Annotated in this window: 5 protein-coding genes; all 5 read left to right on the forward strand. The window is 53.0% G+C overall.

Going from position 1 to position 14,358, the window contains the following annotated elements:
* Positions 1–24 precede the first annotated feature (24 nt).
* The 5 genes from HEP89_RS19765 (at position 25) to HEP89_RS19785 (ending at position 14,240) form a co-directional block, all read left to right on the forward strand.
* Complete coding sequence (locus HEP89_RS19765) at positions 25–1,242, forward strand: FAD-dependent oxidoreductase (RefSeq protein ID WP_168692876.1); 1,218 nt, start codon at positions 25–27, stop codon at positions 1,240–1,242.
* On the forward strand, positions 1,239–2,219 hold the full coding sequence (locus HEP89_RS19770; RefSeq protein WP_168692878.1) for a glycosyltransferase family A protein: 981 nt from the start codon (positions 1,239–1,241) through the stop codon (positions 2,217–2,219). The genes HEP89_RS19765 and HEP89_RS19770 overlap by 4 nt, the downstream gene beginning before the upstream one ends.
* Positions 2,220–2,512: 293 nt before the next feature.
* Positions 2,513–3,730 (forward strand): site-specific integrase, encoded by a 1,218-nt coding sequence (locus HEP89_RS19775; protein ID WP_168692880.1) that lies wholly within the window; start codon positions 2,513–2,515, stop codon positions 3,728–3,730.
* A gap of 192 nt (positions 3,731–3,922) precedes the next feature.
* Positions 3,923–4,084: an IS3 family transposase gene (locus HEP89_RS19780; protein WP_168692882.1), complete on the forward strand. Its 162-nt coding sequence runs from the start codon at positions 3,923–3,925 to the stop codon at positions 4,082–4,084.
* A 628-nt stretch (positions 4,085–4,712) separates the two neighbouring features.
* Positions 4,713–14,240, forward strand: a complete 9,528-nt coding sequence (locus tag HEP89_RS19785) for a hypothetical protein (protein ID WP_168692884.1) — start codon at positions 4,713–4,715, stop codon at positions 14,238–14,240.
* Positions 14,241–14,358: the final 118 nt, after the last annotated feature.

The raw sequence follows: 14,358 nt of genomic DNA on the forward strand, positions 1-14,358 counted from the left end.
TCTTGGATGAAATCGTGCCGGGACATGGCGATTGTGGGCGCCGGCATTGCCGGCTCGATCGCAGCTCTGGAACTTGCTGATCGCGGTAACCGCGTCGTGCTTTACGATGCCGGGGCAGAACCGCTGACTGCGGCGTCGCTGGTCAACGAAGGCAAGATCCATCTCGGGTTCGTTTACGGCGGGGACAGTTCAGGTCTGACCGCGCGGCGCATGATCGACGGCGCGCTTCAGTTTCGGTCCATCGTGTGCCGGTGGATGGGGCAAGACCTGTTCGCTTCTTCCGTAACGCAGCCATTCGATTATGCCGTTCCCGAGGGGTCTCAGCTTTCCGCGGGTGCGGTAGAACAGCACTTTGTGCTGGTGCAGGATATCCTCCGCGAGCGGCTAGCGGCACCAAATGCAGACTACCTCGGCGAAGTGGATCTGCCCGCCTTCCGGCGCCTGACCTCCCATCCTTATGGCTCCGAAGCTGGCAAGATCGAGGCGGCCTTCGGAACGCCGGAACGATCCGTCGACACGCGAGCCATTGCTGCTTCACTGCGCGCAGCGGTTCTTTCTCACCCGCGAATCGAGTTCCAGTCCAATCACAGGGTGACGCGTTTCGAGACAAGCCGGTCCGGATGGCAAGTGGTTGGTGCACATCGCGCTGACGGACCATTCGACCGGGTGCTCAACGCCGCCTGGGAGCAGCGCCGCTTTCTTGATCATGCCAGCGGCTTTGCTGATGATGCCTCGTGGTTCCTTCGCTACAAGATGGCGGTGCTGCTGCCGGATGTTGTCGAAGATCTGGTGAATGTTACGCTCATGTTGGGGCGATACGGGGATGTCGTGCGGTATGGGTCAGGCCGGGTGTATCTGTCCTGGTACCCGTCGATGATGCTCGCCAGCACACGCGACCTTTTGCTTCCGCACCCAGAGATCGCTTCTTCCCGAAAGGCCGAAATTGTGCGCAGTTCCGTTGCCGCACTTGCGGCCTACTATCCGAAGTTAGCTGAGTTCCTGCGCTTTCCCGAGATGGACGAAGCACCGTTGATCGGCGGAGTTATCGACGCAAGGGGCGCAAGTGATATCGACGATCGCGTAAGCGATCTGCACAAGCGCAGCAGAATAGGCCCCAGCCTCCTGGCGGATGGTTATTGCAGCCTTGATCCGGGCAAATACACGACCGCACCGATGTTCGCGCTTGAAGCGGCGGACACGCTGGCATCTTCAAGCCGGGTTCATCAAGTCATCGCCTCATGAAGTTTCCTGCAATATGGCCATGGAAACGGCCTCGTCTGACAATCTGTATTCCTGCCTACCGGCCGAACGGGTTTCTGGAACGGGTGCTTGCGTCGGTGCAGGAGCAGAGCTTTCGCGACTTTCGTGTTGTCATTTCCAATGATGGCGGTTTCGAACGGGAAACCTTCGAACCGTTCCGGCGCATGGCAAACGTGCGTATCTACCATCAGCGGAGACGACTCGGCTGGGTGGAAAACGCCAATTGGCTGATCAGAAGGGTAAGGACGCCGTATTTTGCCATCCTGCCGCAAGACGACACCATTGAGCCGGACTATTACGCCGCGCTTGTGGATCTTCTGGAAAAGACACCCGCTGCCGGAAGCGCTTGCACCGCAATTCAGACCGTCGGCAGGTCGGATGAACACATCATCCACAGCAAAAGCGTGAGCGGAGACCTGGAAGCGCGGGTCAGGCAGGTGTTCGGGATGAGTTATGCCGGCGTCAGTTTTCGGGCGGTCAATCGGACACCACCAAACCTTCGTGATCTGACCGTTCCCGGAAACCGGTTCGACAACATGTTCGCCGACAGTACCTGGATCATGCGCCAGGCGATCCAGGGAGAAATGCTTTATCTCGACCGGCCGCTCTACAGGAAGCTCTACCACGACGGCAACACTCACACGAGCTGGCTGGAAACACCGGCGAAAACCCTTGCATCCGCCTGGATGCGTTATTGCCAGCAAATGGCACTCTATGCGGCACGGTCCGTGGCTGACGAGTACCAGCGCGAGGCCATATTCGATCTTGCCTGCGAGCGGGTCTTTTCCAGAAACAGCGAGTTGAGACCGCTAGCCGTCGGCGCGGCATTCGACGCGATCTGGAGCCAGAGCGAACTGGATCTGCGCCAGGAAGGTATGAAGAAGATGCTGCGGCGTTCAGTGATGCAGCGCCAGGGTAGCTGCAACGCGTGGCGAAAACATATGGTCCGCGTCGCCTGAGGCACGCGATAGCACAGTGCCTGCGGCGAGCGGCACAATAGAGTTTCAAGCTGAATGGGGGGAATGGTGCCGGCAGCAGGATTCGAACCCGCGACCCCGAGATTACAAATTTATATTTTGTAGTTTTCGCAAATTTCTTGAAGTATGACTATCTTTGATATCTAATTGTTTCTGTTGATATTTCTTCCTTATTGCTCTGGACGACGCTTCCGTCAATTTGGTTGCGCTTGGACGCCATATGGACGCCACTTTGGATTCGGCTGGAGCGAATAGAAATTACAGAGACGCATGAAATGAAAATTTCCAAACGCAGTGTTGATGCATTGGTTCCCAAGGGTGAGCGGTACTTTGTGTGGGACGATATTCTCAGTGGCTTTGGTCTCAGAGTTGGCCCCAGCGGTCGGAAGACATTCATTTGCAGATACCGCAATGGCAACGTCCGCCGGCAGGTCAAACTCGGCAACTTTGGAACACTGACGGCAGAAGAAGCACGTGACGCAGCCAAGAAGGTGCTTGCGAGCGTTACGCTCGGAGAAGACCCGGCTGCGGAGAGGGATGCGAAGCGAGAGGCCGTGACTCTTTCGAAACTCGTAGAGCTTTTCGTTGCGGGACACGGTCCGAAACTGAAAGCTTCAAGTCTGGCGGCCTATCAATCAGCCTTCAATATTCATGTGTTGCCAGTTTTAGGAAAGCGTCCGGCCGAAGCAATTACCACAAAGGAACTCAATAAGATCCATATTGGCCTCGTTGAACATCCATTTCATGCAAACAGGGTTATCGCATATCTTGGCAGTGTTCTAAGCTGGGGGGCAGAAAACGGCTATCTCCCTGAGAATTTCAATCCGACCCGTGCCGTTAAGCGCTTCAAGGAACAGGGACGTCAACGCTATTTGAGCGAAGAGGAATTAGGTCGGTTGGGCAGAATGCTCGTCCTTGCCAAAACTGCGGGATTGCGATGGACCATCAAAGCAACAGGTGCCAAACGCAAGCACGTGGCCAAGGAAAATCAGACGATTGTTTATCCAACTCATGTCACCAACGCCATTCGTCTCCTATTGATGACGGGCTGCAGACTTCGCGAAATCCTGCACTTGCAATGGAAGGGAGTAGATCTCGTTCGAGGCTTGCTGTTTTTGCCAGATTCCAAATCGGGTCAGAAAACGGTGATCTTAAATCGGTCGGCGATTTCAATTTTGGAATCAATGAAACGAACCAGTAGTTACGTCATACCAGGCGATATTCCAGACAAACCAAGACACGATCTCAAACGTCCGTGGACACACATCCGAGCAGCTGCAGAACTGGAGGATGTCCGATTGCATGACCTCAGACACACCCATGCTAGCATTGGAGCCATGGCAGGGTTCGGCTTACCCATCGTAGGTAAGTTGCTTGGACATGCGTCTCCACTGACCACTCAGCGGTATGCTCATATTGCGGACGATCCGGCTCGTAGAGCGTCTGATGCCATAGGCAGCGCACTTGAGCGGATGATTGGTGTAGGGTCGTAAACGAGCCTCACCAAACTCCCGCTTTTGCACCAAAGTTTTGGGGGGCCTGATGAAGTGGGCAGAAAATCTTTGTAATACAAATACCTAAATGGCTTTGTGTGCAAATTGTATACACAAATATCGTCAAAAATAATTGCACAGCCGACGGTCGCCATCCATCAAATCGGTTTGTTTCTGGATGAGCATATCCGCGTGGAAGTTTGGCGCACACGGTTCGAGAGCGTGGAGGAAATGCAGACGGTTCTCGACGAGTACCTTGTCTACTACAATACCAGGCGTCCGCACAACGACCGCTGCATGAACGGCAGAACCCCGGCCCAGACATGCAAGATCGGCCTGCCCGAAAACCAGTAGAAGAGGGAGAAGGCAACACGCAAAACCAAAGCCGCATAACCCGTCCCAACGAGCGACAACTGTCAGGTCAATACAGTTTCAGTACACATTGAAAGTAGTTCAAAGTGTATTTAGGGTCAGTAATTAGTCTTGGTGGTAACTAAAATTCGACGTCCTTAGATGGTTCAAAAATTTAGTTTCGTGTTAGCCGCACTTACGAACAGGTTGGTAATCTAGGCCCTTTTTTTGTTACACAATTTAGCAGACTTAAAAAGGCGCTATGTTTCTTAACAAACCACAATGAAGTATATTTCGCTCGCCTGTAAGAACATTAAATATTGATGCAATATTTTTCACTACATCTCGGATCATTGAAAGATATAATATACAAAAAACGAATTTTATCACTTGATGTTGGCTTTATCTACTTAAATTGCCATTTTGGGCTGTAGCCTCGTCAAGGACTTCTAAAAAATTCTTGCACTGGTTGTGTTTATGTAATACCATGGTTAACTAAGTAAAACTTCGTTTTTCTTTTTTAAAGTCTGAGTTAATAGTTGGGAATATCAGGCTTCGAAGTTTTCATTAATTTATTATTTAGTTTGGGAAGTGCTTTAAGAATGTAATACCTAGCAACTAGGAGATGTGCATGACCTGGGGGGTCTCAATGCGGCGTCGAACATTTCTAGGGCTTGTGAGTGCGGGCGCTGTTGTTCGGCCTTCTTTCGCTGAAAACGTTCTTTTCGAGTATCTTAGGATCATTCCTGTGAGATCGAAGGGGCGCATTGCAGCGATAGAGTTGGAATTGCGAACGTCTCCCAAGGTGGTCGGGTTGCGACATGCGCAGATCCAGAAGTTTAGGATAGAAGCCGGCGATTTTTCCACGTCTGCTTTGCAGTCAAATGAAAATGCTTTCTCGTCGATGAATACGAGCGGGCAGGCGTATTTTGAGATTACAAATCTTCGTTGGGCAAAATACAAGGAAAGCTCAAGTTCAAATAAGAAATATGAAATCCGAGAGCCCAATTTCGACAGGAATGGTTTTGTCAATATTAATGCCACCCCGGTTTGCAAAGTAATAAATGCGGATTTTCTCGGTATAGGTTCAAAGGCGAGCTCGCGATATGAGGTCTCGTTTAAATTCAGTTTCAATAAGTCTTCGCGGCAATGGTTCGTTACTCCTGAATGCAATTTTTTTCATATTGCTGATAGTGGGCCTGTCTCCCTTACCTTCAAACCGGTTCAGCTGATCGATTTTTTTTCAGGTCAAAGAGCTGCAAGACTAACCATTGGAAAAGAACACATTAAAGGAACATTTTCTCGACTGGTTGGAATGGATGTTTCGGCTTCGAGTGATTCATGGCTTAGTTTTGGACCTGAAGACACGCTGATTGTTGACGGCTCGGTTGGTCCCAGCAACCGAAAATGGACGTTTTGGTTACAAGGCCGTCGTAATTCTCGCGACTACTCAATTCTCGAGGGACGTTTTCGCTTCAGATCAATAAAGTATTGGATGGAAAACTCTGGCGAGAGTTCCAGTCGACCTTACGCAGTGTTGAGCTCATTTGTACAAGCTCCGAGCGAACAAACTTGGTCGGGTTACTCCTCAACCAGACTTATGTTGGATCTGGCGCATACGGAAGAAGAAAGTGAAAACGCCAACGTCGAATTTTCCGTTTTAGAGCCGGAGGGGCAGAAAGGTTCACTGCGCCGCCAGTCAAGAATTAAGGTGTCCACCGGGGGCAACGTCCGCTTGGAAGTTGAGCACGGTGGACGGACTATTTTTGCGGCCCAACGTGCGAATGACCAAGACCTTCAAGTGAGTATTCAGGCGGAAAGTCAAGTGTCCGGCTTACCCCGTCGGGTTGAGTGCCATGTGAGCTGGAAGACTACCGACAAGAGCCTAGGTGCGACCGTCTTTTCAGTGGGCATTGGGGAGGTCGGCATCGTTCCTGAAGGCAGCAAGCTGGCTTTTGTACTTGGCGCTAAGGCTATTGAGAAATTCAGGTTCGATAGTGTCTTGTGCGACCTTCCGGTCCGTCTTGCTGAAGAGGATACGCAGAATGAAGATCAAAACCGTGCCGATAATTCAACGGTGCCACCGCCTCCGGGTGCTCCAACTGGCCCGGTTTTTAGTACCCTGAGCTGGCCGGTTTCTAAGGCTAGGCCGCCAATAAAGTTTGAACTTCGCGATGTTCCATTGGCAGACCAACCTAACCTCCCACCACTTGCCGATGGCGAAAAGGAAATAGACCGGCCCGTCAACCGAATGCTGCTCGATTGGCACACAGAGCACGGCCCCGGGGAAGCAATAGAGGTTCTGGATGTTGGTCTCGAAGATGCCGAGCTGCGAGTGCGCCGTCCAGCTGACAATCTCCATCTTGTTTTTGGATTTTTCAATTTTCGACTGCGTCAGGCGGGAGCCAGACCGGAGCTAATTATTCGTCCGAAAAAAGGGGCTGAGCTTAGTCAGGTGCTAAATCAGGCACCGGACAGACCGATACTGAGCGTTACCGTTCCTGGTGGTCATGTGCTCAAGGAAGCCTTTGCCGAAACATTGGTAACGCCGGCCGACTACCCGCCCTTCGACATGGCAGCGGTGTTTGAGGCAGCTGAGGGTGAGCAAAAGCACGAACTCAAGAAAAAACTAGAAAGATTGCGATACGCCGACGTTGCGGAGCGAGCTACGCTACGCCAAGAACTTCAGGACCAGTGGCTAGAAATACTTAAGACAGAGAATAGCAAAAAAGCGGAGGAGTTCATTGAGTTTCAGAACCGACTGAAGGCTGAGATCGACAGTGTCAATAATGGATTGAAGGCAGATCATTCTCCTCTTCACCGTGCTTGGGTGAGGCTGTGGCACGTCACTACAAAGGGTATGTTCAAGGCTCCCGAAATCCCCGCGGACCAAGCGGTGTATCTTGGTCCGGATTTTTTCGATCGCGATGTTTACTCGATCGCCGAACTCATCGCCGAAACGCAACCACCTTTTCTCGCTGCAAGGTTGAAGACCCGACTTTTAAAGGTAGAAACGACTGGTGAGGTTCAACGCGCGCGACAGAATGAATTAAAGGCACGTGGACTGCTAGGCAAAACACTGACGAAGGAGCAGGGTCGTCAGGTTGAACTTGCTATCGCTGATGCGAAAATGCGCGTAGATCCATTCTTTGCGCTCTACAGTAAATTTCATGCGAAAACCAGAAAATCGGTATTCGCAGGTGCCAATCGGGAAGGTTTACTAGGTCACACTCATCTTGAAGAATTCTACCTGGCTTACAGATCAGTTACATTTCCAGAAGTCGCAAGATCGCGGCATGGGGGGGCATCGCGCTTATGCCTATTCTGGGACCTAACATCGGAACAAACCGACGCCGCCGATTATTCTCTGACCAGATTGCTTGACTGGGGCGGTGCCGAATTGTCCGTGCCCCGCCGAGCGCAGCGCCTGTTCGAGATCGATGACCAAAATAGACGGCGGGAGCTTATCGATGACGCAGCCACGTTGCGACATCAAGGCATACTGCCTAATCCGGTGGGAACGATCGCTTCACGCATGGCGGAGGTCTACGCTAATGCGCGAGGAGAAATCGAGCCGTATGAAACTTCGCTTGCGTTACTGTCGCGCCTGTCTTTCTCAGTCGCACAGGACGCTGCACTCGAGCGCATTCATCCAGCGCCCTTGTCTTTCTACGATCAAGACGGGGAAACGGACGATGTCGCTGGGGTCCCGATCTGGACAGTGTCGATTGGTACCGAGGCCCCAAAGCCTGCCCTTAAAGCGATTACTTCGCCGGACTTCCGACCCGAAGTATTCCTTAGTCTGGCAATGGAGGGGCATCCGCAACAGAAAAAACTGCAATCGTACTTCCTACCTCCGACCCGTGGTGACGAGGCGCCATGGTATCGTCAGCGTCCCAAATTCGTGGATGGCCAACTTTTCCTGCCCGACCCATCTGACAGGCCGGATGACTGGAAGTTCCGGGCGGCAATTAGTCCTTATGTGCGACACGCGTTGGTGGAGCAATCCGTCTATGGCCGCCCTGGCATAGGAGCGCTGCCTCTGGATCCACAGGACGTGGTAAACAGTGGTGGCACGGCTCCGCGAAACGGTTCCGGATCTGCTTCTCCAGAGCTTGACGAGAGCATCAACGCTGCGGCCTTCCTAGCACCCGAAGGGTTTGGGCTTGTTGATGTGAAAACAACCGACACGGTCGGCGACCAGACTGTCAATGTATTACAGACCATCCTGCGTCCTCAGGTACTTAATTTTAGTGAAGTGACCCTGACGCCGATGGGACCGTCAATGTCGCTTGATGCCACTATGCAACTTCAAGCTCCAGCTCTTAGGAATGACAACCAAAGGGCTTACCCTACCACATCCGTCCAGGCAGTTCGTTCCGAAATCACCCTTGGCGAGGACGAACGCACGTCAGTCGTTGAGAAGGGATATCTCTTTCCTCTCGGTAATAAAGCTATCCGAGTGATCTCCACGCAGCCGGAAGTAATCCGACCGGAGCGAGCCGACCGGCGAAATGAACCGGCGGCCTACGAGATCCAGCGAACCTGGATTGCCGTCACTGAACCGGAAAAGTCTCTTTGGTACGGCCAGCCGCTGGCGGGCCGAGAGTGGCCCGTTGAAAGGCTGGAGATCCTCGACAAACGCACGCCTGATCTCGTTGCGCCGGATGAAGACCCGCTGCTCCGCTACGAAGGGCAGGGCGCAACTGCTCCTCAGAGTTCGTCTGAAATGGTGCTGCCATCTGGTCGGATAGATCTCGGTCCTGGGAGCGAAGGGCTTGTATTCTGGCCAAGGATAGGCGCTGATGAGGAATTCACCTTTCAGTTCGAGGTGCAGTTCGAAGGCAGCCCCGACACGGTAATGGTCCCATTAATTTTTGTCGATTTCCAGGCAATGATCTCTGCGCGGACCATGCAACGCGTTGCGGATTACTATAACAGCATCACCGCGTTCACTGGAACGGGTGCGAACAAGAAGCCGGATCCCGCATCTCTGCGTGTGATTTCACACAACCAAGCCCGACGGCGCTACGCGCGCGAGCTCAAAGACGGAGATTCAAGTTATGAGACGCTCTATTGGGTGTTGGGCGCGGAAGGACGTCTTACAAATAGCGACGATGCCTCGGCGCCGGACACCTTCACCGACTTGGACCAAGCGCTAAAAAAAGGTCGGGACCTGCGCTCTGCACGCGTTACAGCCCTCCAAGAGCAGCACGACAATTTTGTCTATGGACCATTGCTAGCCCAGACGGACCAACCGCCGTTCTATCCGTTTTTGCAGATGGCTCAACTGCGGCTCGATCGGATTGCGCGCCAGACAGGAGCACGCTTAGGTCCCGTTGTCGAGGCAACCTTCGAAAAGAGTTATCTGAAGCGCAAAAAGGGAGACGACCAGAAACCCAGCGCGCTAAGGCTGCCAAATGAAATGACCCCCGATGTGGTTCTGGCTATTCGTAAGCCGGCTCGGCTTGAAGTAAAGGCGCGTGGAGACAGGGTCGGCGCGATCGGCAGACCAGCCGGGGATCTGGTCGGTCTCGCTCGTCGCGAAGGCCCCTTTTTTCTGGGAAGGGAAACGGAGCTTATTAAAACGCTTAAAAACCTCGTCCGGGACCCTGTGGTACCCTTGAGTTTTACGGAACACTTGTCTCCTCCACCAGACGCTGGGGGACAAGAAGTCCGTCTGAAAAGGGGACGAGAGGTGCGCGTCGCCTCCAGTTCGAATGAATGGCTGCGGTCTTTGCTTGTTCCAGCACAGGTGTCGGTTTCCGGTGGAGGGTGCTCTGGTGACCTTGGTGAGATCATAAAAAGCCTGCTCGGCGACGAGGACATGCTGCTGTTGGGGTTTATCAAGCTGTCCGATCTGATCTGCGGGATAGCGGCAACCTTCGCGGACAGCATTCCAACAATCAAAGAGACCGTCGAAGTGGGTCGAGATCTGGTCGATGATGCAGTCGATACTATCCAGAAAAATGTTCTCGGGCCTTTGACGGAAGTGGTGGCCGAAATTGAGCAACGCTTCGAGGACGCGGCGCAACTCGGTGGACTCACCTCGCGGTCAGGGATTGACCTCATCGATGTTTATCCTGAGGTCAACGGCAATCTGGAAGACCTTAAGAGTGCGCTTCGGGTGTCCGCAACAGCGCAAACCAGCGCATTCTACAATTCGCTCAATAGCGTTCGTGTCTCGGCTTATGCGTTAATAAAGGCGTTAGACGACGTCGCGCGCGACCCTATTTCGCCGCTTCAGGACCAACTCCAGGAGAAATTCAGGTCGCAATTTCTTAATACGGAATTCATCGAAAAAGTCGACGGGCTTTTTGAAGACATCGCAACTGGCGCTGCTGATGCTTTGCAAGCGCTGAACAAGCTGGACCAAGATGCACTCCAAGTTGTCAAGCAACAGCTAGAGATCAAGGCCGCAAGCCTTGGCGGCCTGATCTTTACCCCCGCGGCGCGGCCTGACGCGGGTGCACGTTCATTTTTTGAAGACACTGCGATCGGTGAGACCAGTGACGCACTGAAAACCTATGTTACCGAAAGCGCAGAGTTGGCGGTAAGAGAGGTATTTGGGCCGTCGAAAACGGTGTCTGAGCTGTCCGTGCGTTTGCATGACGGCGTGGATTGGGAAACATACAGGCGCGGTCGTCTTGATGCATTACGCGCCTTGCTCGATGACGCGGCGGGTCAGGCACAGATTAAACTCACCGATCAAGGCGAACGGATACTTCGGCCTTATCTCGACGCGTTTAAGTTTCTTGATGACAAGATCAGTAAGGTCGCAAAGGATATCCAAGACGCCAAAGCAGAACTCAAAACCTATCTCGAGCAGGAAAAAGCAGCGCTCGAAGTTGAGCTTCAACAGCAGCAAGCGCTGCTGCTACGGCAGATTTTCGGCGTCAGCACTACTGAATTAATGAGCGCTGTCCAGACCGTGAACGCAGCGTTGGAAAAGGCCAAGAGTGGTAAGCCAAAGGATATCTTGAAGGGCGCCAACGATGTTTTCCGGCTGGTTGACCGCTTGTATTACCAAGGAAATCTTCAGGCTGAGGTCAACGCTATAACGGACGAATTCGTCAAAGCTGCTGAGGGAAAAGCAACAACTCTGATACAGGATTCAACAGGCCTGATTCTGGAAGCGCTCTGCGTCTATCAAGAAGTTACCAATCTCTTGGTCTCGGGAGTGAAGAATTTCTCGTCCATCGAACTTAACCTCGGCGACTTGGCCGCTAAATTCGAAGTATTGGCGACAAAGGACCGCAATAAGGAAGAGAGTGACGAGGCTAAAACTGCCGAAAAAGCTTATGAGCGAGCACTGCAGGATCTGAAATCGGCTCTGTTGATCACCGTTGGCAGGGAGAAACTTGATTTGTCACAGTTTCCCCTTGAGATGACCAACCAGATTCGCAAGGCAGAAGCTACGATCAATGAGGCAACCAAAACACTCGCCAACTCCGCAGAAATGGGCCTGCAGCAGGCCGCGAAACGCATCGACATGGCACTCGACGGCTATCGTCGCCAAGCTCTTTCTTCCGTTTCGGCGCTTTTCCGGGCCGTTATGCAGCTAAGCAAGGCTACTGATCTGACCGATATCGGGGTCGAAGATCTGTGTCCCGTCACGTACCGTAAGCAACAAAATCTGCTGAAAATCAGTCTTGAAGGCAAGTTGGCGCTGCAGTTATCAGCCATGCGGAATTACGCTGATCGAGTTGTCGCGCTAACCCAGGAACTCTCGAGATCCATTGATCGGTTTGTGGATATTCTAGGCTTCAATTTGACGGCTCTCCTCGAGGAAATCTCTGGCGCGCTGACGGACCTGACTGAAACGGAACGCGGGGCCCTCGACACTTGGCTCGCCGAGCTTAAGAGCGAAAGCGGAGAACAGCTCCAGCAAATTGAAAATGAGATCCGTATCGCGTCGTTGAGGGCTATGGGCGAAGCCGTCAATACACTGCTGCTGGCGACAGTGGCAGCACGCGGAGAGATTGCCGATGAGTTGCTCACGCACATCAGCGCGATCCGCGATACTCGTAAGTCGACGATGGCGCGCGCTGAAGAAGCAATCCGGAAGGCGGCAGACAGAGTGCGGGATCCGCTCAAGGATCTACCTGTGCTAGCGCCCCTATCTGAAGCAGTAACTGCTATCGAGTATGATTTCACTGCTGCCGTTACACTTGATCAGAAAGCTCAGAATGCTCTACGCGAGTTATCGCAACTTGCGTTAGAGATCAGGGAGCTGCAGCCAAAAAATGTAATTAAAGTCAACGAGTTGTTGGTCCGCGCGAAAGCCGCTCCGCGTTTAGTGAAGGATAGCTTAGGACTACCGGAAGTCCCAGATTCAGAAGCGAGATTGCGCGATGCGCGTGACGCCGTTCTTAGCCGGGCTCTGGCAATGGTTGGCGAAGTTGTGTCCGCTGGCGAAGAGGAGCTTGCTAATACCTTTTCCGAGGCCGCTGGACAACTGAAAAAGGAGGTCGAAAACGCCTTGGTTGAGGCGGCTGCCGAGGGGCTCAACTTAGTGGTAACCCCGGTGGCCACAGGTTTAACAACAACCTACGGTTTCTTTGAAGACAGTCGCAATAATGCACTCAAAACACTGAAGTCAGATTCGGCCAAGACCTTGCTTAACATTGCGGCCTTGCTGCTAGGTACGCCCGACCCATTAAGGCTCCTAGTCGCCATAGACCCCAGAAACAAGTCTGCTCTGGAAATCGCGACAAGAAAGAAAGAGATTCTCGACGCTGCCAAACAGTCGAACGCGCCGGAAGACAAGCTATACTTTGAGAAAAAAGCTCTCGAGCGCCTGTCGCAACCTGTTACCGAAGACAATTTCGTAACTTGGTCCAGGGATCTCCAGGAGATCGTCGCGCTGTTGAACGGAGTGAGTTATGTTGCTTCGCCTCTGCAGATCGCACAGACCATCTCTGGAGCCTTTGAAAGCCTTGTGCGCGCAGACATATCCGCCCTGCTCAATTTCTCGGATATCAGGGCTTTGATCGAGAAGCAGGTTAGCCGGCTGATCCCAACGCGGATCTCGACGGAACTAGATTACAGCACGGAAATCCAACCTTTTGGTGGGTTTTTCTTTCCGGAAGGTGACAGAAAGTTCACCATCAGCGGCCGGACAAGCATCGACGTATTCAGCCAGTCCGCGTTTGAAGCCCAGACCACTGCGACCCTCTCTCCGTTCAAAGTGTGGCTGCTTGGGGAGAGTTTCGATGCGTTCACGATATACTTCAGCCGGGCGAGATTTGTAACGGGTGTCGGACAGAAGCCTGATTTCGATGTGCGCTTTGTCGACTATGCCATCGGCCAGCAGTTGGAATTTATTCAGGAGCTGGCGGCACAGCTAGGTCAGGGGGGAGATGGTCTTTTCCTGCAGCCCGCGCCGGGAGGGCCGGGCGTTGAGGTTGGGTATCGGCTGAATCTGCCCGCGATCTCCTTTGGGTCGGTAACCTTTCTGAATGTCGGCCTGACCGCAGGTGCAGTTCTGCCTTTCGATAAGAGGCGCGCTATTTTCTCGGTGGGTGTCTCAAGTCGCCGCGATCCGTTCATCATGATCGCCGGAATTTTTGGCGGCGGCGGTCATTTTACCCTCTATACTTCAGGTGAAAAACTGGTGGGCATGGATGCCAGCTTTGTGGGGGCTGCCGGAGGCGGGCTGACCGCTGGCGTTCTAACTTTGCAGGCACGTGTGTCGCTAGGCGTCTATATTCGCAAATTTGGCGAATTGACCGAGATCGCGGGTGACTTCTTCGCTGGAGGAACCGGCAGCATCGCCTTCTTCAGTATCTCGACATCGCTGACGGTGACGACGGGGCAAGATCCCTACGGGAATATGGTCGGATCGGCGGTTTTCTCCTATTCATTCTCGATCAAATTCGCAAAGTTTAAGTTCCGGGTTGTTCTTTATCGTCAGGAGGGCAAAGGCTTCTCTGGGACGGATTCCGTCTCCAGTCTGAGACGCCCATATGAGGTGCGTTATGCCGGTCGTGAGGTCGATAGCTGCGAAGTCGAACCACCCGGATCCGCGTCGCTGAGAATTAGTGTGCCGCGCAAGGACGATGACTTTCTCGCCTGGACCAACAATTTCGCGGCCGCGCCTGGCCTTTTTTCCAACTTGACTGAAGATTTCGGGACTGTGAAACATGGCTCTCTCTGATCCCAAGTCGGGCATTACGCGGTATCCTGTAAAAGTTTCGGCGCGCGCAATACCCTCAGGCCTCTGGAGCTCTGCGCCTGGCCAAACACCCTCACCTAAACTTACCATTTCCCTGGCG

It is taken from the genome of Labrenzia sp. 5N (assembly GCF_012395805.1).
Lineage (GTDB): Bacteria > Pseudomonadota > Alphaproteobacteria > Rhizobiales > Stappiaceae > Roseibium > Roseibium algicola.